Annotated in this window: 22 protein-coding genes, 3 tRNA genes and 1 other RNA gene; 3 read left to right on the top strand and 23 right to left on the bottom strand. The window is 68.0% G+C overall.

The features are described from left to right. Positions 1–3: 3 nt before the first annotated feature. The 14 genes from ACLFMY_RS00385 to rnpB form a co-directional block, all read right to left on the bottom strand. Positions 4–801 (bottom strand): cell division protein FtsQ/DivIB, encoded by a 798-nt coding sequence (locus tag ACLFMY_RS00385; RefSeq protein ID WP_410762529.1) that lies wholly within the window; start codon positions 799–801, stop codon positions 4–6. Then, positions 801–1,790, bottom strand: a complete 990-nt coding sequence (locus ACLFMY_RS00390; RefSeq protein ID WP_410762530.1) for a D-alanine--D-alanine ligase — start codon at positions 1,788–1,790, stop codon at positions 801–803. The genes ACLFMY_RS00385 and ACLFMY_RS00390 overlap by 1 nt, the downstream gene beginning before the upstream one ends. Further along, positions 1,787–3,211 (bottom strand): UDP-N-acetylmuramate--L-alanine ligase, encoded by a 1,425-nt coding sequence (gene murC / locus ACLFMY_RS00395; protein WP_410762531.1) that lies wholly within the window; start codon positions 3,209–3,211, stop codon positions 1,787–1,789. The genes ACLFMY_RS00390 and murC overlap by 4 nt, the downstream gene beginning before the upstream one ends. Next, the gene (gene murG, locus ACLFMY_RS00400; RefSeq protein WP_410762532.1) at positions 3,211–4,335 is read right to left on the bottom strand and encodes an undecaprenyldiphospho-muramoylpentapeptide beta-N-acetylglucosaminyltransferase; all 1,125 of its coding nucleotides are present in this window, start codon (positions 4,333–4,335) and stop codon (positions 3,211–3,213) included. Before murG ends, murC begins: the two co-directional genes overlap by 1 nt. Further along, positions 4,332–5,573: a putative lipid II flippase FtsW gene (ftsW, locus tag ACLFMY_RS00405; protein WP_410762533.1), complete on the bottom strand. Its 1,242-nt coding sequence runs from the start codon at positions 5,571–5,573 to the stop codon at positions 4,332–4,334. The genes murG and ftsW overlap by 4 nt, the downstream gene beginning before the upstream one ends. Continuing rightward, the gene (gene murD, locus ACLFMY_RS00410) at positions 5,570–7,009 is read right to left on the bottom strand and encodes a UDP-N-acetylmuramoyl-L-alanine--D-glutamate ligase (protein WP_410762534.1); all 1,440 of its coding nucleotides are present in this window, start codon (positions 7,007–7,009) and stop codon (positions 5,570–5,572) included. Before murD ends, ftsW begins: the two co-directional genes overlap by 4 nt. Further along, positions 7,009–8,091 (bottom strand): phospho-N-acetylmuramoyl-pentapeptide-transferase, encoded by a 1,083-nt coding sequence (mraY, locus tag ACLFMY_RS00415; RefSeq protein ID WP_410762535.1) that lies wholly within the window; start codon positions 8,089–8,091, stop codon positions 7,009–7,011. Before mraY ends, murD begins: the two co-directional genes overlap by 1 nt. Then, the gene (locus ACLFMY_RS00420; protein ID WP_410762536.1) at positions 8,072–9,529 is read right to left on the bottom strand and encodes a UDP-N-acetylmuramoyl-tripeptide--D-alanyl-D-alanine ligase; all 1,458 of its coding nucleotides are present in this window, start codon (positions 9,527–9,529) and stop codon (positions 8,072–8,074) included. Before ACLFMY_RS00420 ends, mraY begins: the two co-directional genes overlap by 20 nt. Further along, positions 9,526–11,043: a UDP-N-acetylmuramoyl-L-alanyl-D-glutamate--2,6-diaminopimelate ligase gene (locus tag ACLFMY_RS00425; RefSeq protein ID WP_410762537.1), complete on the bottom strand. Its 1,518-nt coding sequence runs from the start codon at positions 11,041–11,043 to the stop codon at positions 9,526–9,528. Before ACLFMY_RS00425 ends, ACLFMY_RS00420 begins: the two co-directional genes overlap by 4 nt. A gap of 1 nt (position 11,044) precedes the next feature. Next, positions 11,045–12,826: a peptidoglycan D,D-transpeptidase FtsI family protein gene (locus ACLFMY_RS00430; protein WP_410762538.1), complete on the bottom strand. Its 1,782-nt coding sequence runs from the start codon at positions 12,824–12,826 to the stop codon at positions 11,045–11,047. Beyond that, on the bottom strand, positions 12,823–13,083 hold the full coding sequence (gene ftsL, locus ACLFMY_RS00435) for a cell division protein FtsL (protein WP_410762539.1): 261 nt from the start codon (positions 13,081–13,083) through the stop codon (positions 12,823–12,825). Before ftsL ends, ACLFMY_RS00430 begins: the two co-directional genes overlap by 4 nt. Then, a complete protein-coding gene (rsmH, locus tag ACLFMY_RS00440; RefSeq protein ID WP_410762540.1) occupies positions 13,080–14,003 on the bottom strand; it encodes a 16S rRNA (cytosine(1402)-N(4))-methyltransferase RsmH in 924 nt (307 codons plus the stop codon). The genes ftsL and rsmH overlap by 4 nt, the downstream gene beginning before the upstream one ends. Further along, on the bottom strand, positions 14,000–14,452 hold the full coding sequence (gene mraZ / locus ACLFMY_RS00445; protein WP_410762541.1) for a division/cell wall cluster transcriptional repressor MraZ: 453 nt from the start codon (positions 14,450–14,452) through the stop codon (positions 14,000–14,002). Before mraZ ends, rsmH begins: the two co-directional genes overlap by 4 nt. Positions 14,453–14,767: 315 nt before the next feature. Further along, positions 14,768–15,122: RNase P RNA component class A (gene rnpB / locus ACLFMY_RS00450), an RNA gene on the bottom strand. Positions 15,123–15,230: 108 nt separating this feature from the next. Between rnpB and ACLFMY_RS00455 the strand changes: the two genes are divergently transcribed. Continuing rightward, on the top strand, positions 15,231–16,406 hold the full coding sequence (locus ACLFMY_RS00455; RefSeq protein WP_410762542.1) for a tetratricopeptide repeat protein: 1,176 nt from the start codon (positions 15,231–15,233) through the stop codon (positions 16,404–16,406). A 159-nt stretch (positions 16,407–16,565) separates the two neighbouring features. Here the strand turns inward: ACLFMY_RS00455 and ACLFMY_RS00460 are convergent, their stop codons facing one another. The 8 genes from ACLFMY_RS00460 to ACLFMY_RS00495 form a co-directional block, all read right to left on the bottom strand. Continuing rightward, positions 16,566–16,889: an H-NS family nucleoid-associated regulatory protein gene (locus ACLFMY_RS00460; RefSeq protein ID WP_410762543.1), complete on the bottom strand. Its 324-nt coding sequence runs from the start codon at positions 16,887–16,889 to the stop codon at positions 16,566–16,568. Positions 16,890–17,268: 379 nt separating this feature from the next. Then, on the bottom strand, positions 17,269–17,595 hold the full coding sequence (locus ACLFMY_RS00465) for a roadblock/LC7 domain-containing protein (RefSeq protein ID WP_410762544.1): 327 nt from the start codon (positions 17,593–17,595) through the stop codon (positions 17,269–17,271). A gap of 111 nt (positions 17,596–17,706) precedes the next feature. After that, positions 17,707–17,931: a hypothetical protein gene (locus ACLFMY_RS00470; RefSeq protein ID WP_410762545.1), complete on the bottom strand. Its 225-nt coding sequence runs from the start codon at positions 17,929–17,931 to the stop codon at positions 17,707–17,709. Positions 17,932–18,219: 288 nt separating this feature from the next. Continuing rightward, positions 18,220–18,295, bottom strand: a tRNA-His gene (locus tag ACLFMY_RS00475). A 22-nt stretch (positions 18,296–18,317) separates the two neighbouring features. Next, positions 18,318–18,394, bottom strand: a tRNA-Arg gene (locus ACLFMY_RS00480). A gap of 17 nt (positions 18,395–18,411) precedes the next feature. Then, positions 18,412–18,488, bottom strand: a tRNA-Pro gene (locus ACLFMY_RS00485). A 130-nt stretch (positions 18,489–18,618) separates the two neighbouring features. Continuing rightward, a complete protein-coding gene (gene ptsP / locus ACLFMY_RS00490; protein WP_410762546.1) occupies positions 18,619–20,913 on the bottom strand; it encodes a phosphoenolpyruvate--protein phosphotransferase in 2,295 nt (764 codons plus the stop codon). Then, on the bottom strand, positions 20,903–21,478 hold the full coding sequence (locus tag ACLFMY_RS00495) for an RNA pyrophosphohydrolase (RefSeq protein ID WP_410762547.1): 576 nt from the start codon (positions 21,476–21,478) through the stop codon (positions 20,903–20,905). Before ACLFMY_RS00495 ends, ptsP begins: the two co-directional genes overlap by 11 nt. A gap of 308 nt (positions 21,479–21,786) precedes the next feature. Between ACLFMY_RS00495 and ACLFMY_RS00500 the strand changes: the two genes are divergently transcribed. Beyond that, complete coding sequence (locus ACLFMY_RS00500) at positions 21,787–22,461, top strand: HAD family hydrolase (protein ID WP_410762548.1); 675 nt, start codon at positions 21,787–21,789, stop codon at positions 22,459–22,461. A gap of 21 nt (positions 22,462–22,482) precedes the next feature. On the opposite strand, the gene dcd is transcribed toward ACLFMY_RS00500, so the two are convergent. Continuing rightward, complete coding sequence (gene dcd, locus ACLFMY_RS00505; RefSeq protein WP_410762549.1) at positions 22,483–23,064, bottom strand: dCTP deaminase; 582 nt, start codon at positions 23,062–23,064, stop codon at positions 22,483–22,485. 195 nt (positions 23,065–23,259) lie between these two features. Here dcd and ACLFMY_RS00510 point away from each other — a divergent pair, with 195 nt between their 5' ends. Then, a complete protein-coding gene (locus tag ACLFMY_RS00510; RefSeq protein ID WP_410762550.1) occupies positions 23,260–23,904 on the top strand; it encodes a DUF1134 domain-containing protein in 645 nt (214 codons plus the stop codon). Positions 23,905–23,949 lie beyond the last annotated feature (45 nt).

A 23,949-nucleotide genomic window follows, 5' to 3' on the forward strand; every position in this document is an offset into this window, starting at 1 on the left:
CCATCATTCCTCTGCCTGTTCGCTGCCGTCGTTCCGCCAGGCCACGGCAAACCCGTTGCTGTAACGCAGGTCGATCGAGCGGACCTGGTGCATCCGGCCTTCCAGCGCGTCGGGATACACGTCCAGCAGTCGCTGCAACCGCACTTCCAGCGACTGCCTCCCGGCCCGGATGACCGCCCCCGATGCCAGCGTGAGGTCCAGTGCCCCGCGCGGGCTCAACTCCACCCCGACGAGTGTCAGGCCGACCCCCTCGAGCACGGGGCGAAGGCTGCTGTAGCGCTCCCAGACCGACCACTGGCTGTCCCGGGGGCCGGCCAGCCGAGGCAGGGCGAGTGCCTCCGGCCGATCGGCGGGCCGAAACACCTCGCCGGAGCTGCTCATCAGGGCATCGTCGCCCCAGAACGCGATCGGCCGGTGCGTCGCCAGCTCGACCCGCAGCCGGTCGGGCCACTGGCGGGTGACGGTCACCTCCGTGAGCCAGCGATCCTCCAGCAGGCGCTCGCGCATCGACTCGAGTTCCACCTCCCAGATGCTCCGCCCCGCCCAGGGCTCCAACACCTGCTCGACCTGCGCGGCCGGGACGAACCGGTTGCCCCCCTCGACCACGATCTCCCGCACCGGCACGTCCAGCTTTACCCAGACGCGCTGGGCGACCAGCACCAGCGCCCCGACGAACGCGACCCAGAGCGCCACCGTCATCCCGACGCGCAACGCACGCCGGGCCATGGCCACGAATGCCGCGAACCGCTCGCGCCAGGTCGGCCCCTTCGGCCGTGCCTGCGATCTGCGTCTGGCTGTCATCAAACCGCTCCATGGACCGACTCACCTCCGTCGGCACCCCCGTGCGCCGCCGTCTTGGGCGCCAGGGTCTGTTCCAGGATCGACCGGCACAGGGCGGGGAAATCCATGCCCACCTCGCGCGCGGCCATCGGCACCAGCGAATGCCCGGTCATGCCCGGCACCGTGTTGACCTCGATCAGCCAGTGCCGGCCGTCCGGGTCGCGGATGAAATCCACCCGCCCCCAGCCGGTCGCGCCGATCAGTTCGAACGCCTCCCGGGCCGCGGCCGCCATGCGCCGCTCCTCGTCGGCGGCCAGGCCGCAGGGAATCCGGTACCCCGTGTCCTCGGCCTCGTACTTGGCCTGGTAGTCGTAAAAGGCGTGCTCGCCGCTCGCCTCGATGCGGATCGCCGGCAGGGTCTTTCCAGCCAGGATGGTGACGGTGTACTCGCCCCCGGCGACGAAGCGTTCGACCATCACCGGCCCGTGGGCGGCCGCCTCGCGCCAGGCGGGCGCGACCTCGTCGGGGCCGTCGACCTTGCTCACCCCGACACTCGATCCGTCGGCGGTCGGCTTGACGATCACGGGCCAGCCCAGCCGCGCGGCGGCCGCCTGCGTTTCGGCCAGACCGTCCACCACGGCGAAAGCCGGGGTATCCAGTCCGGCGCTTTGCCAGATGCGCTTGCACAGGACCTTGTCCATGCCCACGGCGGAGGCGGCCATGCCGCTGCCCGTGTACGGCACGTCCAGCAGGTCGAGCAGCGCCTGGACCTGGCCGTCCTCCCCGCCACGTCCATGCAGGGCGATGAATACCCGATCGACATCCTGCTCGCGCAGGATCCGGCCGAGCTCGCGCGCATCCTCCCGGTGCAGGTCGATCGCCACCGTGTCGATGCCCTGCCCGGCCAGGGCATCGAACACCGCCTGACCGCTGTTGAGCGACACGTCGCGCTCGGCGGACCAGCCGCCCATCAGCACTGCCACCCGGCCGAAGTCCATCGTGTCGGTCATGCCGATTCCCCCCAGCGTTCGAGCAGCAGGCCCGGCAGGCTGCCGACGTTGCCGGCCCCCAGCGTGAGCACGATGCCGTCGTCGTGCACCATGTCGGCGACCACCTCGGACACCTGCTCGGGCTTGGCGACGAAGACGGGGTCGACCTGCCCCCGGGCGCGAATCGCGCGGGCCAGACTCCGCCCGTCGGCCCCGGCGATCGGCTGCTGACCGGCGGCGTAGACCTCCAGCAGGATCAGCTGGTCGACCTGGGAGAGCACTTCGACGAAGTCCTCGAACAGGTCACGGGTGCGGGTATACCGATGCGGCTGGAAGATCAGCAGCAACGGCTCGTCCGGCCAGGCGTCACGCACGGCCGCGAGCGTTGCCGCCACCTCGCGCGGGTGGTGACCGTAATCGTCCAGCAGCAGGCGTCGACCGTGCTTGAAGGCCAGCGTACCGCGGCGCTCCAGGCGCCGACCGACGCCCTTGAAGCCGGCCAGCGCCCGGACGATGGAGTCGCCCCCGACGCCCAGATCGTGGGCCACCGTGATCGCCGCCAGTGCATTGAGGATGTTGTGTCGACCGGGCATGGCCAGACGGCAGTGCAGGCTGTGGCCGTCCGGCAGCTGCACGTCGAAGGCCGACTCGAAGCCGTCGCTCCGGATGGCCGTGGCACGCACGTCGGCCGGGGCATCGATGCCGTAGCTGAGCACCTGCCGGCCGACGCGATTGACGATGCTCATCGCGTGGGTGTCATCGGCACAGATCACCGCCAGCCCGTAGAACGGCAGGTTGTGCAGGAACTCGACGAAGTGATCCAGCAGCCGCGAGAAATCGTTGTCGTAGGTCTCCAGGTGGTCGGCATCGATGTTGGTGACCACGGCGACGTGCGGCTGGAGGTGGAGGAACGAGGCATCGGACTCGTCGGCCTCGGCGATCAGGTACTCGCCCCGTCCCAGACGCGCGTTCGACGCGCTCGACAGCAGCTTGCCGCCAATGACGTAGGTCGGGTCGAGGCCGGCCTCGGCGAGGATCGCCGCGAGCAGCGAGGTGGTCGTGGTCTTGCCGTGGGTGCCGGCGACAGCCAGGCCGATGCGGAAGCGCATGATCTCGGCAAGCATCTCCGCGCGGCGCACGATCGGCAGCCGGCGGGCCTGGGCGGTCTGCAATTCCGGGTTGTCCGCGGCAATCGCCGTGGAGACCACCAGCACGTCGGCATCGGCGAGATTCTCGGCAGCATGCCCGATGTGCACGTCGATGCCGAGCTCGCGCAGGTGACGCACGGCGGGCGACTCGTTCATGTCCGAGCCGGTGACCACGAAGCCGAGCGTGTGCAGCACCTCGGCGATGCCGCTCATGCCGGCCCCGCCGATGCCGACGAAGTGCAGCTTGCGCACCTTGCGCATGCGAACCTGAGCGACCGGAGCGAACTGTTCCATTACTTTTCCTCCCCGGGGCGCTGGCCCGCGATGATCTGCTCGCAGACCGTCGTGATTCTCGCCGTGCTGTCGGCGATCGCCGCCGCCCGGGCGCGGACAGCCATGTCCCTCAGCAGCGTCCGGTCCGCCAGCACGGTACCGAGCAAGTCGACCAGCCGATCGACGTCCGCATCGCGCTGGTCCAGCAGCCGCGCCGCGCCCTGATCGACCAGCCAGGCGGCGTTGTGCCGCTGGTGATCGTCGACCGCGTGCGGGAACGGGATGAACAGTGCGCCGACGCCTGCCGCGGCGATCTCGGCGACCGTCATGGCGCCCGCCCGGCCGATGACGAAGTCCGCCCAGCCGAAGGCCTCGGCCATGTCGTCGATAAAGCCGGTGACCTCGTGTCGACTGCCCTCGCCCCAGGCGGCACTCGCGTAGTGGGCCCGGGCATCCTCGAGGTGGCGCGCGCCGGCCTGGTGACGGATGTCGAGATCGATCGAGTGGCTGACCCGCGCGAGTGCCTGCGGCACGGATTCGTTGAGTGCCCGGGCACCGAGGCTGCCCCCGAGCACCAGCACCCGTACCGCGCCTTCCCGGTCGGCGAGACGCGTGTCCGGGTCCGGCAGCGAGGCGATCTCCGGGCGCACCGGGTTGCCCACGACCCGCGTCTCGGGAAGACGGCGACCGAAGGCCTTCGGGTAGGCCGCGAGCGTGACCCGGGCGAACCGGGAAAGCACCCGGTTGGTCATGCCGGCGATGGCGTTCTGCTCGTGGATCACTAGCGGCCGACGCAGCAGCCAGGCCGCCAGCCCGCCCGGGCCGGCGGCGAATCCACCCATGCCGAGCACCAGCACGGGACGTTCGCGTCGCAGGTGCCGCGCGGCGGCCCAGACTGCCCGCATCAGCGCGAAGGGCGCGGCCAGCCGGGTCGCCCAGCCCTTGCCGCGGACCCCGCCGATGGGCAGGTAGTCGATCGGATAGCCGGCCTCGGGCACCAGCCGGGACTCGATGCCGCGCTCGGTGCCCATCCAGCGGATGGCATAGCCCCGCTCGGCCAGGGCACGCGCCACGGCGAGTGCCGGGATCACGTGTCCGCCCGTGCCGCCGGCCATGACGTAGACCAAGGGTGTCGCCGCGGTCATGTCCTCACCTCCCGGGCATCATTCGCGCCCTGCTCGGCCAGCGCGCCGCTCGCCTCGTGGTGGACCCGCAGGATCAGCCCCATGGCCAGCAGCGTGGCGACCATGGCCGAGCCGCCGTAGCTCATCAGGGGCAGGGTCAGTCCCTTGGTGGGCAGCAGGCCCATGTTCACGCCCATGTTGATCAGCGACTGCATGCCGACCCAGACACTGATACCCCAGGCCAGTGCCGCGCCGGTGTAGTGACGCACCGTCCAGGCCATCCGTGCGATGACGAACCCCCGCCAGACGAGTACCGCGTAGAGCCCCAGCAGCCCGGCCACGCCAAACAGGCCGAACTCCTCGGCGAACACGGCGAAGATGAAGTCCGTGTGCGCCTCGGGCAGGTAGGAGAGCTTCTGCACGCTCTCGCCCAGGCCGCGGCCGAACAGGCCCCCACCGCCGATGGCGATCAGTGCGTTGACCAGCTGGTAGCCGTCACCGAAGGGATCGGCGAACGGGTTGGAGAAGGAGAGCAGGCGGTCGACACGGTACTGCGCCGCGAACACACCGGCCACCGCCAGCGCCCCGCCGACGAGCATCAGCATGATCATGGTGTGCAGCTGGGCGCGCATCAGCCACGCCATGGCGAACAGCGTGCCGCCCAGCACCAGGGTGTTGCCGTAGTCGGGCTGCAGCAGCAGGAGCGTGGCGCCAAGCGCGATCACGAGCACCGGCGGGAACATTCCCCGCATGCGGGCCTGGACCTTGTCGAGGTGGATGCCCAGGTAGGCGGCCATCCAGACGACCAGGCCCAGCCGGGCGAATTCACTCACCTGGACCCGCACCACCCCTAGGTCGATCCAGCGGGTCGCTCCGTTGACGGTATGGGCCACGCCGGGCACGAACAGCACGGCGAGCAGTGCCAGCGACAGCACCAGGATCGAGGTGCGCAGCGAGACCAGGTGACGGATCGGTACCATCAGCATCACGGCCATCGCCACCAGCCCGATGACCACGGCGGCGGATTGGCGAAGCAGCAGTCCGCCGCTCGGCGAGTCCCCGCCCCCCAGGGTGGCGGAGGCGACCATGACCAGGCCGAGCGCGATCAGGGCGATCAGGCTGGTGAGGAACCAGCGGTCGAGACGGATGCCGCCGACGTGCCGCTGGACCTGCCCCTGCTCGCCGACCCAGCGCGAGGCGACCGCGCGCATCTCGCGCAGTCGCTGCATGGTCGGATTGTCGGTCGACATCAGGCTCATGCCACCCCCTCCGTTTCCATGCCGCGGGCGCAGACCGCTTCCGCCGCCCGGGCGAAGCGTTCGCCGCGCTCGGCGTAGCCGCGGAACATGTCGAAGCTGGCGCAGGCAGGCGCGAGCAGCACCGTCACCCGCGGCGCACGAGTCAGTCCGGCCACGGCGCATTCCGTGGCCCGGGCAACCGCCCCCGTCATGTCGTCGGCATGATGGATATCCGGACCGGCGGCCGGCAGCCGGCGGAGGGCCGCCTCGATCAGCGCGGCGTCCTCGCCAAGAAGCACGACGGCCAGCGCATGCTGCGCCAGCGCCTCGGCCAGATCGTCGAACGATTGCCCCTTGGCCTGGCCGCCCGCGATGACGACGGTCGGCTCGGCCAGACCCTCGATAGCCGCCACCGCCGCACCCACGTTGGTGGCCTTGGAATCGTTGACGAACCGGATCTCCCCGTCGTCCACGGCCCAGTGGCAAATGGCCTGCATGCGGTGAGGCAGGCCCTCGAAACGCTGCAATGCCCGATGCAGGGCCGGCGACTGCAGCGCGTCGACCCCGGCGAACCCCTCGATCAGCCCCAGGGTCGCGAGCACATTCAGGCGGTTGTGCCGCCCGGGCAACGCCAGGCTGTCCACGCCGATGATCGCCTCGCCGTCCCGGCACAGCTGGCGGCCGCCGTCGTCGAGGTGGAAACGGGCAGCGACGCGGGTAGCACCGTGGTCGGGCGTCGCGGAAAATCCCAGCACGCGACCCTCGCAGCCGTCGATCATCGCCGCGACCCGCGAATCGTCGAGATTGGCCACGGCGGTTTGTGCATGCACCATGACGCGCGCCTTGAGCGCCGCGTAGGCCGACAGCGAACCGTGTCGATCGAGGTGGTCGGCACTGACATTCAGTACCGTGGCGGCGTTCGGCCGGATCGCCTCCGGGTCGGAGGACTCCAACTGGAAGCTCGACACCTCCAGGACCATCACGTCGCAGGCCGCGGCGAGCAGGTCGAGCGCCGGGGTGCCGTAGTTGCCGCCGACGGCCACCCGGTAGCCCAGCGCATCCAGCAGCTCGGCGGTCAGGGCGGTGACCGTGCTCTTGCCGTTCGAGCCGGTGATCAGCAGGTAGGGGGCCTCGGCGTGCCGGGCGGCCAGTTCGATGTCGCTGCGGACGGGGATGCCCCGCTCCCGCGCCAGGTCGAGCACTGCCGCGATTCCCGGCTGCGACGGGTCGACCCCGGGACTGAGAACGATGCCGTCGACCCGGTCGAGCGATGTGGCGGTCAGCCGGTCGGCGCTCAGTTCCGTCTCGAACAGGGTGCCCTCCCCGAAGGCGCGCAACCACTGCTCCCGGGGGGCGGCCGCTCCCCGGGTATCGGCGCCGACGAAGGGGATGCCCCGGCGCTGGAAGAAGCGTCCGGCGGAAAACCCTGTCTGTCCCATGCCGATAATCAGTTCCATCAGCGCACCTTCATCGTCGCAAGACCAATGAGCACGAGGATCACGGTGATGATCCAGAAACGCACGATCACCTTCGGCTCCGGCCAGCCCTTGAGCTCGAAGTGGTGATGGATCGGCGCCATGCGGAAGATCCGCTTGCCGGTAAGCTTGTACGAGGCGACCTGCAGCATCACGGAGACCGTTTCGAGAACGAAGATCCCGCCCATGATGAACAGCACGACCTCCTGGCGGACCATTACGGCCACGATGCCGAGCGCCGCGCCGAGAGCCAGTGCACCGACGTCACCCATGAAGACCTGGGCGGGATAGCTGTTGAACCACAGAAAGCCCAGCCCGGCGCCGACGATGGTGGCGCAGAACACCGACAGCTCGCCCACGCCGGCGATGTACGGCAACCCCAGGTAGTTCGCGAACTCGTAGTGGCCGGTGACGTAGGCGAAGGCCGCCAGCCCGGCGGCGACCAGCACCGTCGGCATGATCGCCAGCCCGTCCAGGCCGTCGGTGAGGTTGACGGCGTTCGAACTGCCCACGACCACGAAGTAGGTGAGGATGATGAAGCCGAAGCCCAGCGGGATCAGGGCATCCCTGATCAGCGGGATCAGCAGGCTGGTCTCGGCGGGGGTCTCGGCGATCAGGTAAAGGAACACCGCCGCGATCAGCGCGATCACCGACTGTCCCAGGTACTTCCAGCGTGCCGACAGCCCGTCGCTGTTGCGGCGGGACAGCTTGAGGTAGTCGTCCCAGCCGCCGATGAGGCCGAAGCCCATGGTGGTGATCAGGGCCACCCAGACGTAGACATTGCCCAGGTCGCCCCACAGCAGCATCGAGACGGCGATCGCGATCAGGATCAGGGCGCCGCCCATCGTCGGGGTGCCGGCCTTGGCCAGGTGGCTCTGCGGGCCGAGCTCGCGGATCGGCTGGCCGGCCTTGACGCTCTGCAGCCAACGAATCACGCACGGACCGACCAGCAGCGAGATGAGCAGCGCGGTGCCCACCCCGAGCATGGTGCGGAACGTGAGATATTCGAACACGCCGAAGAACGTGGCGTATTGCGTCAGCCATTCAGTCAGCCAGAGCAGCATCCGGCCCCCTCCCTGTGAAATTGTCGCCGGAGCCGGTTGCCGTACCGTGCTCCCGTTCGAGCGCATCCCGGACGCGCTCGATGTGCATGAATCTCGATCCCTTGAGGAGCACCGTCACGTCGGCATTCCCACCGACGTCCGAGAGCAGTTCCCCGAGCGTGACCGCGGCGGTCTCGGCGTCGGGGACGCAGATCAGCCCGCGATCGTCTCCCCCGGCCTCGAGGAATCCGGCCCGGGTCGACTCTGCTTCCGGGCCGACCGCGAGGACGCGATCCAGGCCGGCGGCGGCCGCCTCGGCGCCGAGGTCCCGGTGCAAGACCCCGGACTGCTCGCCAAGTTCCCCCATGCTGCCCAGAACGGCCACTCGCGTGCCGGCCATCGCGGCCAGATGCGCCAGTGCCGCGCGCATGGATTCCGGGTTGGCGTTGTAGCTGTCGTCGATCACGCGCCAGCCGTTGGCCAGCCGCACGGTGGTCATCCGCCCCGCCGGCGCCTCGAAGATGGCCAGGCCGGCCTCGATGTCGACCGGCTGCAGGCCGACCATCCGGGCCACGGAGATTGCCGCCAGGAGGTTGACCGCGTTGTGCTCACCGGGCATGGGCACGACCAGCGGCCCGAGCAGGTCCTCGCCGCGCTCGCGGATCTCCAGCGAATGCCGCCCGACGAGGTACCGCCCGTACCAGGTGGCACGGTCGGCGCGGGACGCCTGCATGGTGAAGGTCTCGGCATTGGCGGCGGCCGCCAGCCAGTCGTCCGCGCCGGGAGAGTCGAGGTTGACCACCGCGCGCGAGGTTCTCGGGCAGTGGCGATAGATCTCGCCCTTGGCCTCGATGATCCGCTCGATCGAGCCGAACTCGCCCACGTGCGCCCGGCCGGCCATGGTCACCAGGACGACGTCCGGGGCGACCAGCTCGGTCAGGCCGGCGATCTCGCCGACGTGGTTGGCCCCCATCTCGACCACCGCGTAGCGGGTTTCGGGCGGCCACTCGAGCAGGGTCAGCGGCACGCCGATGTCGTTGTTCAGGTTGCCGCGGGTGGCCGAGGTCGGCCCCACCTGCGACAGCATGGCGGCCAGCATTTCCTTGACCGTGGTCTTGCCGCTGCTGCCGGTGATCGCGACGATCTCCGGGTCGACGCGGTCCCGCCAGGCACGGGCCAGCGCCGACAGGGCGCGGTGGCAATCCTCGACCACGACCTGCGGCAGGTCGACGCCGGGCACCTCCCACTCGACCAGGGCGGCGGCCGCACCCTGCCCCGCGGCGTCACCGACGAAGGCGTGCGCATCGAAGTTCGGGCCCTTGAGCGCGACGAACAACCGCTGCCCGAGGTCAAGGCGGGTGTCGGTTCCCACGCCCTGCACGGCCAGCGTGGCGTCCGCGGAATCGGCCAGCCGCCCCGAGGTCCAGTCCGCGATCTGTTCGAGTGTTGCCCGGATCATGCCGCCACCTCCCTTGCGATCTCGCGAACCACCTGGCGGTCATCGAACGGCAGCACGCGCTCGCCGATCTCCTGCCCCGTCTCGTGGCCCTTGCCCGCGACCAGCAGGCAGTCGCCCGGCTGTCCCTCGACCAGGCGGCCGATGGCATGCCGGATCGCCTCCTTTCGATCGGTGATCACGGCCGCCCGATCCGGGTCCTTCATCCCGGCGACAATCGCCTCGATGATCACCTCGGGGGACTCGCTACGCGGGTTGTCCGAGGTCACGACCGCCCAGTCGGCCAGCCGCTCGGCGATGGCCCCCATCAGCGGGCGCTTGCCGGCATCCCGGTCACCGCCGCAGCCGAACACCACGCCCAGGCGCCCCCCCTCGGCCAGTCCCTCGCGCAGGCCGACGAGCACGTTCTTGAGTGCATCGGGACTGTGGGCGTAGTCGACCACGACGCTCCTGGTACCGGCGACGGTGAACGTCTCCATCCGGCCCGGGGGCGTCTTCAGGTGCCCGGCATGGGCGGCCAGCCTGTCCAGCGACTCGCCCACCACGAGGCGGGCGGCCAGGGCGGCGAGCAGGTTCTCGGCATTGAACCGGCCGGCCAGGGGCGCCTCGATCACCTCGCGCTCGTTCAGGTAACCGACCGACAGCCGCATCCGGCCTGCGACCGGCGCCTCGAGATCGCCGCTCAGGCACGGGTGACAGTCCGGAAGGCCGGCGGTCGGCACCAGCGAATAACACAACAGCCGGACGGCATCGTCGCGCTCGCGCAGACTGGCGAGCATCCGCCCGGAGGCGTCCTGGTCGGCGTTGAGCACCGCCTGGCGAAGCGAGGGAAGCGCGAACAGATGCGCCTTGGCCCCGAGATAGGCCTCCACGTCGCCGTGATAGTCGAAATGATCCCGGCCGAGATTGGTGAACACCCCGGTGCGGATCGGCAGTCCCTCCACCCGTCCCTGGCTGAGGGCATGGGAGGAGACCTCCATCACGATCTCCCGGGCGCCTTCACGCATCATTTGGCCGATCAGGCGCCAGTTCTCGATCAGGCCGGGCGTGGTGTTACCGGTCGGCTGGTAGTCGGCGCGCGGCGACCAGAGACCCCAGCCGAGCGTGCCGATCACGCCGACCGGGTCGCCATCGGCAGCCGCCAGGCCGGCGACCAGGTGGGCGACGGTGGTCTTGCCATTGGTGCCCGTGATTGCCGTGATCGTGATCTCGTCGCGTCCCCAGCCGTTGGCCTGCCGGACGATCTCGGCGATTGCCTCCTCCGGGCGGTCGACCCGCACGACTCCCGTGGCATGCGACAACCCGGCACCTATGACGGCCGCGGCGCCGCGCGCGATGGCATCGTCCACGAACCGGTCGACGGGCTGCGAGACGGTAGCCCGGGCGAAGAATAGCGTGGCGGCGTCCACGTCCCTGCTGTCGTCGCTGATCGCGCGGACGGAGACGTTCGGCGCGCCGGCATGCCGCAGGGAGGCGACTTCGTGCAGGGCGATCTCCGGGAACTCGATTCTCGCCATGTCAGCCTTCCTCCCTGGTCTCGCCGGGCAATGCCGGCACCGGCGGAACGACCGAACCCGTGTCGCCGGCAATCTGCTGGAGCGGCAGCCGGGGCAGATCGTCCGGACGGATGTTGAGCATGCGTAGGGCACCGCTCATCACGCGCTGGAAGACGGGTGCGGCCACGTCGCCGGCGTAGACCTTCCCGGCGCTCGGCCGATTGATCACCACCACCAGGGCCAGGCGGGGGTCGCTCGCCGGGGCGAGCCCGGCAAAGACGGTGTTGTAGTCGCTGCGGGAATAGCCCTCCATGCCGAGGCGGCGCACCGTCCCGGTCTTGCCCGCCACCTGGAAACCGGTGACGGCCGCCACGGGGGCCGTGCCCGTGGGCGAGACCACGGAGCGCAGCAGGCCGACCACCGTCCTTGCCGTGCCCGGGTCGAATACCTGGCGGGTCTCGGCGGGTTCGTCCCGTCGAAGCAGGCTGGGCTGAATGTACTGGCCGCCGTTGCCCAGCGCGACGTAGGCCGCGGCCAGTTGCAGGGCCGTGACGCTCAGCCCGTAGCCGTAGCTGTGCGCCGCGGTGTCGGCCTTCCGCCAGTCGCGCCAGAGGCTCAGCGAGCCCGACGCCTCCCCGGGGAAACCCACCGCCGTCAACTGACCGAACCCCAGTCCCCGGTAGGTCTGCCACAGCGCCTCGGCACCGAGGTCCTCGGCCAGCATGCTCGCGGCGATGTTGCTGGACTTCTCGAGCACGCCTTCGAAGTCCAGTTTCCCGTAGTTGCGGTGGTCATGGATGGTGTACCCGCCCACGCGCCGGTAGCCGGGGGCAGTATCGAGGATGTCGGTGGGCTGCCAGCGCCCGGTGGAGAGGGCCGCGGCGACCGTGAAGGGCTTAACCGCCGAGCCGGGCTCGAACTGATCCACGATGGCGTGGTTGCGAGTGGTCTTCGGGTCGATGGTCGCGCGGTTGTTGGGGTTGAAGGACGGCGCGCTGGCCATGGCCAGCACTTCGCCGGTCGACACGTCCATCATGACCACGGTGCCCGACTCGGCCTCGTGCTGCTCGATGGCATGCACCAGCTCGCGATAGGCCAGGTACTGCAGCCGCCGGTCGATCGACAGCGCCAGGCCTTCGCCCGGGCGGGCGGCACGGATAATGCCGAGATCGGCGATCTCGCGATCGTCACCGTCCTTGAGTATGCGCCGCTTGCCCGGCTCGCCGGACAGCATGCGGTCGAAGGCAAGCTCGATGCCCGCCAGCCCCTCGTCGTCGATATTCGAAAAACCCAGCAGAGGCGCGCTCACGTCGGCGGTCGGGTAGAAGCGCTTGTACTCACGCTGCAGCCCGACACCCGGCAGGTTGGCGGCGCGCACCTGCTCGGCCAGGCTGGGACGCACCTGGCGGGCGACGTAGACGAAGCGCCGCGACGAGCGCTCGCGCACCCGGCGGATCAGCTGGTCGGCGGGCTGCTCCAGAAGCGACGCCAGCCGGCGCAGCGCATCGGGATGGGCGGAGATCACGCTGGGGTCCGCCCAGACGGCGTGCATCCCCACGCTGATGGCCAGCGGCTCGCCGTTGCGGTCGGTGATCATGCCTCGATGGGCCGGGATGGTCTGCATCCGCATGTGACGGTCGCCGCCCTGCTCGGCGTAGAAGTCTCGCTCGGTCACCTGCAACTGCACCGCGCGGCCCAGCAGGACCATTGATGCCAGCGCGAACACCATCAGCACAACACCCGCCCGCCAGCGCACACCCAGCCAGCCGGCCCAGTTGGTGAGAATGGCCCAGAGCGCCTTCATCGGAACACCACCGTCAGCCGCTCCGGCGCCGGCGGCCCCATGCCGAGCTCCTCGGCGGCGATGCGTTCGATGCGGCCCTGAGCGGTGAGCGTGCCCTCCTCGAGCTGCAGTTCGGCATAGGTCCCCTCGAGCCGCTCGATGCCGTCACGACTCACGGCGATCTGCTGGGTCAGGTGACGGTCCGTGGCCACCAGCCGCACGACCTGCAGGGCGCTACCCACCACCAGCAGGACCAGGATGAAGTTCAGCGCCTTCATGCCACACGCTCCGCGACCCGCATGATCGCGCTGCGCGCACGCGGGTTGCTTTTCTTCTCGGCCTCGCCGGCGCGGATGGCCTTGCCGATCTTGCGGAAGGCCGTCGGGCCGACCGGGTTGCCGAAGAAATCCTTGCCGGGAGTGCTGTGATCGCGGATGAATCGCTTGACGATGCGGTCCTCCAGCGAATGGAAGCTGATCACGACCAGGCGCCCACCAGGGCGCAGATGCGCGATCGCCTGCTCCAGCGCGGCAGTGATCTGGTCGAGCTCCTGGTTGATGAACAGCCGGATCGCCTGGAACGTGCGAGTGGCCGGGTGCTTGTTGGGATCGCGCTTCGGCGTCGCCGCCAGCACGCAGTCGACCAGGTCGGTGGTCCGGGTCAGGGGCTTCTCCGCGCGGCGGGCCACGATCTCGGCGGCAATCCGCCGGGCGAAGCGCTCCTCGCCAAGGCGAGCGATCACGTCGCGCACCTCGTCTTCTTCGGCGACGGCCAGCCAGTCCGCGGCGGACACGCCCCGCGACTGGTCCATGCGCATGTCCAGCGGGCCGTCGAATCGGAAGGAAAAACCGCGCTCAGGCTGGTCGAGCTGGGGGGAAGACACCCCCAGGTCAAACATCACGCCATCGACGCGCTCGGCGATGCCGCGTTCGGCAAGGATGTCGCCCCAGCGGGAGAAGGGCTCGGCCACGAAGGTGAAACGCTCGTCGGCGGCAGCCAGACGTTCGGCATCCACGGCCGCCTGGCGGTCGCGGTCGAAGCCGACCAGGTGACCGTCGGCGGACAGGCGCTCGAGGATGGCACGGCTGTGGCCGCCTCGCCCGTAGGTGCCGTCCACGTAGACACCCGCCGGGTCGGTGACCAGGGCGGCGACCGCCTCGTTCCTGAGCACCGTGTCATGGCTGGCGTCCTGCGTCATAGCGACAACGTCTCCAGAGCCGTCGGCAGCTGATCGTCCTCGTCGGACTGATCGAGGAATTCCTCGGTCATCTCGGCCCACAGCGGCTGCGCCCAGAGCTCGAGCTTCTTGCCCTGCCCGACCAGCACCGCCTCCTTCTCCAGCCTGGCGTGGGCACGCAGGGCGGCCGGGATGACGATCCGGCCGGCGGAATCGAATTCCACCTGGGTGGCGTGGCCGATCAGCATCCGCTTGATCCGGTTGGCCGTCTTGTTGAACGACGGCAGGGCATCGATCTGCTTTTCGATCTCGAGCCAGGTGCCGAGCGGGTAGACAAGCAGGCAGTGTTCCTGGGTATCGATGGTGAGAATCAGCTGGTTGTCATCCTGGGCAAAGGCATCCCGATGGCGCGTGGGCATGGCCAGGCGTCCTTTCGTGTCGAGATTCAGGTTGGTGATGCCTCGGAACACTTTTTCCCACTTTTTCCCACTTTCCTACACCTGAGCGCACTATAGCCCCACCCCGAAACCCGATCAAGCCAATGACGGGATTTTTCTTTTGACCACAAGGGGTTAGCCACGAGTCGGCACCGGAAAACGCTCACCGTTTCCAGACAAAAACAGGGGGTTACCTCGCATTGGTAACAAACCGCACGAGGAAGATGACGGGGGAATTTTTCTTTTCCCCGGGGGATCCGGGGGAAAAGTGGGGGACCAGCGGTCGCCGGAGTGCCGGGCGGCTCACGCGAACCGATGGGCCGACGCCTGGGGAAGGTCTGCAATGACTGGGGGAGTTGGCCGATAAGCCGGGTTCTGTCGTGGATTGCCATTCATCTGGGCGCAACGTCACCGTTGCGCTCGAGCAGCCTACCCGGGAACAGCGCGGGCCACGCCATCGTTCCCCTATTTGGCCTTGCTCCCGGTGGGGTTTGCCGTGCCACGACGTGTTGCCACGCGTGCGGTGCGCTCTTACCGCACCCTTTCACCCTTACCTGTGCCGCATCGCTGCGGCCATCGGCGGTCTACTCTCTGCTGCACTTTCCGTCGACTCGCGCCGCCCAGGCGTTACCTGGCACCGTGCCCTGTGGAGCCCGGACTTTCCTCGACGCCACGAGGGCGCCGCGACAATCTGGCCAACTCCGGGCGCGGAGTATAACCGAGCCATGCCCCATGTCGAAGCCGAATCACGGCGACCGTGATTCGCGGTAGACTGACATCCCACGTTCGACCAGGTGCTGCCCCGATTTACATGACGACTTCATCAGAGCCGGAAAACCCGCCCGCCCCCATCGCCTCCCTGCTCGAGAACATGCGGGGAGCGCCCGCGGACAGCAACATCGACTGCCAGAAGGCCATGCCGGCGATCGACTGGTGCTACCGGACTTGCTGGCAGGAAGACAAGATCACGCGGGACGAACTCCAGTGGCTGCTCGACTGGATGCGCCACTGCGACGATCCGAGACGCTTCGAGATCGGCGACGGGCTCTGCGTGACACTGCTGGGCGAAGGCCGACCGGAGGACGCCGCGGCGCTGGCCCGGCCGCTTCTCGGGGAACACCCCGATCCGGGACTCCGCCACACCCTGGCCCTGGCCACCGCCGCGACCGGAGATCGGCGCGGGGCGGTCGAGCAGCTCGCGTCCCTAGTCTCGACGGCCGAATTCGACGAGCTGCCCCCGGAAATGGCGACCCAGGTCCTTCTCGACCTCGCGACCCTGCACCAGCAAGAAGGGGCCCTGTTCCAGGCCATTCCCTCCCTGACGCGCGCGGTGGAGATCGCGGCACGCTCGACGGACACCGAGATGCTGCTCGAGGCCGCCCGCGCCCTGATCGACCAGCTGGTCGAACAGGGCGGTGGCGACGAGGCCGTCCGGCTGATCGCCGCCCACCTCACCGACCAGCGGCTCGAGCTCTGGAAGCTCGTGCTGGCCCGCTTGGCACGCCACCTCGACGCGAGCCTTCGCGAGCGGGGCATGGGCCTCCTAGTCGCCGCCGGGGAACACCACGCGGCCCTCAACCTGCTGGTCGAGGAGGCCGCGATCGATCCGGATCGGCTGCTGCTGGCATTCACCGGCGCACTGGCCCTCGAGGCCCCGGCCGAGGTGACCTGCCCGCTCGCCGCCCGCCTGCTGGCCAGCGAGGAAGCTCGCCGACAGGAGGACGCCCCCCTGATCGCCGCCGCCTCCGTCGCCGTGGCCGAGACCCAGCAGGAGAAAAGCGTCTCGCAGGCCAAGTGGCACCGCGACGGGGTGGTCCAGCTGATCAGCGTGGCCCGGCATCATGGGGTCCCGGAACATACCGTGAAGCGGTGGGCCGAGGACGAGGGTCTGTACCACGAACACGGCGTCATCGACCGCGCCGCGCGCCACTGCCTGTCGAAAATTCCCGATCCGCCGGAGTGGCTACGCCGTTCGATCGAGCACTGACCGACCGGACGCCCCCGACCGCATCCCGATGCGCTCGCTGCACGGGCCGTGCCGAAGCAGGACACCTCCAAAAAGAAACCCGGTCACATGACCGGGTTTTCCGTGATCTGCCCAGGCCGAACTTGCACAGGCGGCATGGGCAGCTGACCGAAGGGGTTCTCAGATCTGGAAGTCTTCCAGCTTCTTGCCCTTGTTCAGCTCGTCGACCAGCCAGTTGGGACGCTTGCCGCGCCCCGACCAGGTCTGCGACGGGTTGGCCGGATTGATGTACTTCGGCGGCAGCTTCTTGCCGGCCTGCTTTGCCGGCTTGTCCAGGCCGAACAGCTCGGCGACCGAGGTGTTGAGCTCGGCGGCCAGCGCCTCGGCCTCGCGCCGCAGCTCCATTACCCGTTCCTTGTTTCGGTCCCGAAGCGCCTGCTCGGCGTCATTGACCAGCTTCTTCAGCTCATCGGCCGAAAGATTCTTCACGTCAATCTGGCTCATCTGGAATTCATCCTCTGTCTGATAACGTCTCGCGCCATTTTCGATCAAAACCGGGAACAAATACCCGACATTCACTCACGGCGAGAATCTATATCACCAGCACAGGCTCGTCAACATAATGGATCACTGATAACACCATTCGACATACATCCGGCCATAAGAATCATGTTTTCGGCATTCCGACCATGACCGCTTTCGAAAGGATAACGACCAACCCATTAGAAAACACTGATTATCTACCGGTCTCTCGCGCGTAGTCGGAAAACAGGGTGACTCCTGCCAACCAGATGCCCTGCCCCATAACGAGAAAAAGCCCGCCAAAATCGGCGAGCCTCGCATGAAAAGCGCGTCGACGCGGGCTCGACCGGCGTCGGGAAATCTAAAGATCCAGACCGCTCTCCACATCCTGGACCTTGCGTCGGGCGAGGGCGAGGTTCGAATGGTGCTTGTCGAGCACCAGGGACATGAACACCCCTTCGTTCTGTGCCAGCGGGCGAATGATGTGGTACTGCTTGTCCAGGGTGATCAGGATGTCGTGGATGCTGTCGTCCAGGTCCAACGAACGCATCGTCTTGAGCTTGGCCCGCACCACTTCGCTATTACCGGCCGCTGCCAGCTCGATATCGACGCCACCACCCTGCTGACCGAGAATCCTGCCGCTCTCGGAATCGACCAGCGCGGCACACATCGCACCCTCCAGCTCCATGACGTTCTGCAGGGATTCGGTGCTGTTACTCGTTAACCAGTCCTCGTTGACCGTGTGTTGAAAAGGGTTGCGAAAATACGGAAAGGGGTTTCGGCAAATCACCCCGCCCTCTCAGGCCCGGGCCAGTTGCGCGGCCGCCTTCTTGCCGTAAAGGATCACCTTGCCGACCAGGGCCTCCGAATCGGCTATGCCCCTGAGAATCAGGTTGCTGTCCGGGTGCCGGGACTGACGCATCACGATGAAGCCCTCCTCGGCCTCCAGCGTGATGGAGCGGAAGCTGCCGATGTCGCATTCCTCGCCGGCCATGACACCCAGTGCCGCCATCGAGCTGGCCATGGCGGACAGTGGGAGGCGTCACGTGCCCTCGCGACCGATTCGAAACCGACCTCGGTGGAGACCACGGCCGCCCGGACGGCGCTAATAGCATCCGCCAGTTCATCCAGCGACTCGCCGGCGGCACGTTGTGTCGCTTCAGAAAAATTCATCCGTCGTTCGCCGGTGATCAGTCGCCGCACGGCGTTCCGACACGGCAAGTCGGCGGACGACGACAAGCAGGGGAACGAAAGAAAAAGCGACGCGCACGAAAAAGGCCCGCCGGATGGCGGGCCTTTTTCGATCGAATGGTGGGGTGACTGATGGGACTCGAACCCACGACAACCGGAATCACAATCCGGGGCTCTACCAACTGAGCTACAGTCACCATAACAAGCAGGTACGCTTTGTGGCGCGCCCGGCAGGACTCGAACCCGCAACCCTCGGCTTAGAAGGCCGATGCTCTATCCGGTTGAGCTACAGGCGCAAGCTTCGGCTTCACTATGGTCGGAGTGGAGGGATTCGAACCCCCGACCACCTGGTCCCAAACCAGGTGCGCTACCAGGCTGCGCTACACTCCGTTCGCCGTCATCGCGCAAACGCGCCCCGTCCTCGGAGGCGGTTCGACCCGTCCGGTGACGAAGGTGCGCCATGATAGGCATCCGCGGGCGGCAAGTCAATCGCTCCGCCGGTCACCGACAATCGCGGTGATCAGTAACGCCCCGCACGCAGCAGGCCACCCAGCCCGCGCTCCTCGAGCGCCTGGTTGAGCAGTGCGCGAATCTCGCTCGGCCGCTCGCATCGCATGGCCTGCTCGAGCAGGTCACTGGCCTCGGCGTGCGAGAAGCAGCGGATCACCCACTTGATGCGCGGCAGCGACCCGGCACTCATCGACAGCGAGTTGATCCCCATCCCGAGCAGCAGGATCGCGCCGAGCGGGTCGCCCGCCAGCTCGCCGCAGACCGCCACCTCGCAGCCCTGCCGATCACCCGCGGCACAGACGTCTCGGATCGCCATCAGCACCGCCGGGTGCAGGGCGTCGTAGCGCGGTGCCACGCGCTCGTTGTTGCGATCGATCGCCAGCAGGTACTGGGTCAGGTCATTGGTACCGATGGAGAGGAAATCGCAGCGGCTGGCGAGCGCATCGGCCTGGTAGACCGCCGACGGCACCTCGATCATCGCCCCGATCTTCGGCGGCTGGACGTCGTCCATCTCCTCGGAGACCTCGTCGACGGCCTGGGCGATGAACGCCAGCGACTGGTCCAGCTCGTCGACCGCCGAGATCATCGGCAGCAGAATGTGCAGGTTGTTCAGCCCCGCCGAGGCCTTGAGCATCGCGCGGATCTGGGTCAGGAAGATCTCCGGATGGTCCAGCACCAGCCGAATGCCCCGCCAGCCGAGAAACGGGTTGTCCTCGCGGATCGGGAAATACGACAGCGGCTTGTCGCCACCCACGTCGAGCGTACGCAGCACCACGGGCTTGCCGGCAAAGGTCTCCAGCGCCTCGCGGTAGATGTGCGCCTGCTCCTCCTCCCCGGGGAACTGCTTGCGGATCTGGAACGGCACCTCGGTGCGATACAGGCCGATGCCCTCCGCGCCCACCGTCAGCGACGGCGCCATGTCCGAGAGCAGGCCGATGTTGACATGCATGGCCACTCGCACGCCATCGGAGGTCAGTGCCGGCTCGTCGCGCAGGGCGGCAAGCTCCTCGGTCAGCTCCGCCTCCTCGCGGGCCAGGCGCAACAGCTCGTCGCGGAGCGAGCCGCGCGGACGAACCACCACCAGCCCCCGGTAGCCGTCGACCACCACCTCCTTGTTGCGCAGGCGCGAGATCGGCAGGTCGGAGACGCCCATCGCCGCCGGCACGCCCAGCGCCCGGGCCAGGATGGCGAGGTGCGACGAGCCCGACCCCGTGCTGGAGACGATCCCCACCAGGCGTTCGGTGGGCACCTCGGCGAGATGCGATGCCGACAGGTCGTTGCCGACCAGAACGATCTGCTCGGGCCAGTCGGTGGGCCCGGCGACCTTGGCCTGCAGCTTCTGCAGCACGCGATTGCCCAGGTCGCGGACGTCCTGGGCCCGCTCGCGCAGGTAGGCGTCGCTCATCTGCTCGAAGACCGCGGCATGCTCGGCGATGGCCTCGCGCAGGGCGCCCGGGGCCCATTGCCCCGCGCGAACATGACGCTCGATCGCCTCGATCAGCGAGCCACCGGAAAGCATGCGGATGAAGGCATCGAACAGGAGATTCTCCTCGTCACTGCCGGATGCGCGGGCAAAGTCGATCTTGAGCTGCTCGAATTCCTGGCGGACGGCCTCGATGGCGCTGTCGAGCAGCGCCAGCTCGTGGTCCGGGTCGTCGGTCTCGCGGTCCTCCACCAGTTCCAGCGAATGACCATCGGCGACGACCACCGCCGTACCGAAGACGACGCCGGGCGACCCGGGCAGGCCGCGGGCGGAAAAGGCCGAATCGAACTCGCCCGGCTCGTTGCCCATGCGGGTCAGTTCGCCGCTGGCCCGTGCGTGACGGATCGCCGAGGCAAGCTGCGTGGCCAGGGTCACCACGAACGACTCCTGGTCATCGGAGAAGCGCCGGCGCTCGCGCGCCTGCACCACCAGCACCCCGAGCACTTCACCGCGATGGATGATGGGCACGCCCATGAAGCCGTGGTAAAGCTCCTCGCCGATGTCCGTGACGAACTTGAAGGCCGGATGCTGCGAGGCATCCTCCAGGTTGACCAGTTCGGCTCGGCGGGCCACCAGCCCCACCAGCCCCTCGTGCAGGTTCAGCGCCACCTGCCCCACCTTGGACTTGTTCAGCCCCTCGGTCGCCTGCAGGACCAGGGTCTGCTCATCGTCTTCGGGGTCGGGCTCCTCGGACAGGACGTAGACCGAGCACACCGACGCATCGAGCGCCGAGCGCACCCGCCGGGCGATCAGGTCGAGAGCCGCCCGCAGGTCGGAGGACTTGGATACCTCGGTGACGATCTGTCGGAGTTCATCGAGCATCGGCATCCCTCGTTCGGTCCCCGGGCGGACCGACCCGCTCGAGGCGACGCTCGAACTGCTCCGGAATCAGATCCCGCGGACATTCGGCCGGCACGTCCTCGACGAACGGCGCCAGCGCGTGCAGTGCCTGGAAATAGACGTTGCGCTTGAAGTAGATGACCTCGGGGAGAATGGACCAGAAAGGCCGCCACTCCCAGCCGTCGAACTCCGGCTTGGACGAGGCGTTCAGGTCGAAGGCGGTCTCGTCGGCCCGCAGCCGCAGCAGGAACCACTTCTGCTTCTGGCCGATGCACACCGGCTGGACGTGACGCCGGACCATGTTGCGCGGCAGGCGATACCGGAGCCAGCCGCGCGTCCAGGCCATCACCGACACGTGCTCGGGGAGCAGGCCCACCTCCTCGTGCAGTTCGCGGTACATCGCCTCGAGCGGACGTTCCTCGGCATTGATGCCGCCCTGGGGAAACTGCCACGACCGATGGCCCACGCGCTTTCCCCAGAACACCTCGCCCCGGTGGTTGCACACGATGATCCCGACATTGGGACGAAAGCCGCTACGGTCAATCACGATTTCACTCTTGCAAAAGTCATCACGCCCTCGATTGCGGAACCCGATGGGCCCCGCCGGGGCAGGTCCGGTCGGTCGCCGGATACACCTACCCAATTGGTCATGATTCTTTCACAAAAGCCGAAGGGGTGAAACCGGCCCTCATTGGGGTATCATGCGCGCCCGACGCACGCGGGAACCTGACATGACCGAACCGGAGGCCTGCCGACACCGGCACGCCGGCATCGTGCTGCCCGTCAGCGGCATTGGGGTCCGTTCGGAGGTTCCCGGACGACCGCGCCCCTGTCGCCCCGTTTTGGAGACATTCCGTGAAACTGGCCATTTTCGACCTCGACAACACGTTGCTCGCCGGCGACTCCGACCATGCCTGGGGCGCCTTCATGACCCGCAAGGGCATCGTCGACGCCGAGGAGTACGCCCGTCACAACGACGAGTTCCTGCGCCACTACCAGCAGGGCACGCTGGATATCGACGAGTACCTGAGATTCGCGCTGGCACCGCTGGCCGACCATCCGGCCGAAGAGCTGGAGGCCTGGCGGGAGGACTTCATCCGGACGGACATCCGTCCGATGATCACGGAACAGGCCCGCTCGCTGGTGGAGTCCCACCGGCAGCGCGGCCACACCCTGATGATGATCACGGCGACCAACGCCTTCGTCACCGCACCGATTGCAGAACTGTTCGGCATCCCCCATCTGCTGGCCACCGAACCCGAGCGTCGCAACGGCCGCTATACCGGCCGCTACACGGGCACGCCGACGTTCCAGCACGGCAAGATCCTGGCCCTGGAGGAATGGCTGGAGGCGCAGCAGGCGCGACCGGAGGAGACGTGGTTCTATTCCGATTCGCGTAACGACCTGCCCCTGCTCGAGCAGGTCGACCACCCGATCGCGGTCGACCCCGACCCGGTGCTGCGCCGGCACGCGGAGACCCACGGCTGGAAGGTCATGAATCTCAATGCGGTGGAGGAACCGGCCGGCTGATCCGCTCAGGCCGTCAGGCCGTCAGGCCGTGGGCAGGGTAACCCCGCGCTGCCCCTGGTACTTGCCGCCCCGGTCGCGGTAGGAGGTCTCGCAGACCTCGTCGGACTCCAGGAACAGCATCTGCGCGACACCCTCGTTCGCGTAGATCTTCGCCGGCAGCGGCGTGGTGTTGGAGAACTCGAGGGTCACGTGCCCTTCCCATTCGGGCTCCAGCGGCGTGACGTTGACGATGATCCCGCAGCGGGCATAGGTGGACTTGCCCAGGCAGATGGTGAGCACGTTGCGGGGAATGCGGAAGTACTCGACCGTGTGCGCCAGCGCGAAGGAATTGGGCGGGATGATGCAGACGTCGGAGTGCACGTCGACGAAGCTGCGCTCGTCGAACGCCTTGGGATCGACGATCGTGGTGTTGATGTTGGTGAACACCTTGAAGTGGTTCGAGCAGCGCACGTCGTAGCCGTAGCTCGACGTCCCGTAGGAGATCATGGGCTCGGGCTTGCCGTCGGCATTGGGGGCGGCGCGCACCTGGCCGGGCTGGAAGGGCTCGATCATGCCGTGCTCCTCGGCCATCCGGCGGATCCAGCGATCGGATTTGATACTCATTAGGTCTTCCCGTTGATGACGCATTCCCGCGGGTCGGCGGCCCGCGTATCCTTCCGACAAATCAGCGAGTTGTCAACCGACCCGCCACGGCCGGCGGACCCGACGCCGAAACCTACGCAACTTTCCGCCATAATGGGAGTCACTCCTGTGGCCACCGGAGCTTCCCATTTCATCACGCAAGGACCTACCGGAATCATGAATCGTTTCCCGATCTTCCGACTGATGATGCCGTTCGCTCAGCAAGCCAGGCTGGCCGTGCTGCTGGCCCTGACCCTGGCCGTCACGGGCTGCGCCACCACGGCCGGCAACGACCGCACGCAGGACTCACAGGACACCGCCGAGGCGGCGAGCGACGCGGAAGGCTACGACCAGCACCGGACCACCCGGGAGGCCGTCGACTTTCTCGGCGGGTCGGCCGAGGGCATCGCCAAGCTCGTGGACAAGGCCTTCGCCGACTACGGCCGTCCCAACGCCATCATCAAGGGCGAGGAAGGCGGCGGTGCGCTGGTGTTCGGCCTGCGCTACGGCATGGGCGAATTCGTGGCCAAGACCGGCGAACAGCAGACGGTCTTCTGGCAGGGACCCTCGGTCGGCTGGGACTTCGGCGGGGACGCCGGGCGCGTGTTCATCCTAGTCTACAATCTGCCCAATCCGGACCTGATCTTCCAGCGATTCGCCGGGGTCAGCGGCTCGGCCTTTCTGGTCGGCGGCGCCGGGATGCACTACCTGCGCAGCCAGTCGATCGTGGTCGCACCGATCCGCGTCGGCGTGGGCCTGAGACTCGGCGCCAGTGTCGGCTACATGCAGTTCACCCAGGAAAAGTCCTACAACCCGTTCTGAGACCCGGGAACCCGGCAGCACCCGGCGCGACCGCTGCCGGGCCAC

It is taken from the genome of Guyparkeria sp., assembly GCF_046545975.1.
Lineage (GTDB): Bacteria > Pseudomonadota > Gammaproteobacteria > Halothiobacillales > Halothiobacillaceae > Guyparkeria.

Bases quoted from the DNA above. Each gene is read 5' to 3' on its own strand.
- dcd (WP_410762549.1), bottom strand. From the start codon at position 23,064: ATGAGTATCAAATCCGATCGCTGGATCCGCCGGATGGCCGAGGAGCAC.
- ftsL (WP_410762539.1), bottom strand. From the start codon at position 13,083: ATGAAGGCGCTGAACTTCATCCTGGTCCTGCTGGTGGTGGGTAGCGCC.
- ptsP (WP_410762546.1), bottom strand. From the start codon at position 20,913: ATGCTCGATGAACTCCGACAGATCGTCACCGAGGTATCCAAGTCCTCC.
- murD (WP_410762534.1), bottom strand. From the start codon at position 7,009: ATGGAACTGATTATCGGCATGGGACAGACAGGGTTTTCCGCCGGACGC.
- rsmH (WP_410762540.1), bottom strand. From the start codon at position 14,003: ATGACGCAGGACGCCAGCCATGACACGGTGCTCAGGAACGAGGCGGTC.
- ACLFMY_RS00460 (WP_410762543.1), bottom strand. From the start codon at position 16,889: ATGAGCCAGATTGACGTGAAGAATCTTTCGGCCGATGAGCTGAAGAAG.
- ACLFMY_RS00420 (WP_410762536.1), bottom strand. From the start codon at position 9,529: ATGATCCGGGCAACACTCGAACAGATCGCGGACTGGACCTCGGGGCGG.
- ACLFMY_RS00385 (WP_410762529.1), bottom strand. From the start codon at position 801: ATGACAGCCAGACGCAGATCGCAGGCACGGCCGAAGGGGCCGACCTGG.
- mraY (WP_410762535.1), bottom strand. From the start codon at position 8,091: ATGCTGCTCTGGCTGACTGAATGGCTGACGCAATACGCCACGTTCTTC.
- ACLFMY_RS00390 (WP_410762530.1), bottom strand. From the start codon at position 1,790: ATGACCGACACGATGGACTTCGGCCGGGTGGCAGTGCTGATGGGCGGC.
- ACLFMY_RS00510 (WP_410762550.1), top strand. From the start codon at position 23,260: ATGAATCGTTTCCCGATCTTCCGACTGATGATGCCGTTCGCTCAGCAA.
- ACLFMY_RS00430 (WP_410762538.1), bottom strand. From the start codon at position 12,826: ATGAAGGCGCTCTGGGCCATTCTCACCAACTGGGCCGGCTGGCTGGGT.
- murG (WP_410762532.1), bottom strand. From the start codon at position 4,335: ATGACCGCGGCGACACCCTTGGTCTACGTCATGGCCGGCGGCACGGGC.
- ACLFMY_RS00455 (WP_410762542.1), top strand. From the start codon at position 15,231: ATGACGACTTCATCAGAGCCGGAAAACCCGCCCGCCCCCATCGCCTCC.
- ACLFMY_RS00470 (WP_410762545.1), bottom strand. From the start codon at position 17,931: ATGGCCAGCTCGATGGCGGCACTGGGTGTCATGGCCGGCGAGGAATGC.
- ACLFMY_RS00425 (WP_410762537.1), bottom strand. From the start codon at position 11,043: ATGGCGAGAATCGAGTTCCCGGAGATCGCCCTGCACGAAGTCGCCTCC.
- murC (WP_410762531.1), bottom strand. From the start codon at position 3,211: ATGGAACAGTTCGCTCCGGTCGCTCAGGTTCGCATGCGCAAGGTGCGC.
- ftsW (WP_410762533.1), bottom strand. From the start codon at position 5,573: ATGAGCCTGATGTCGACCGACAATCCGACCATGCAGCGACTGCGCGAG.
- ACLFMY_RS00465 (WP_410762544.1), bottom strand. From the start codon at position 17,595: ATGGAGCTGGAGGGTGCGATGTGTGCCGCGCTGGTCGATTCCGAGAGC.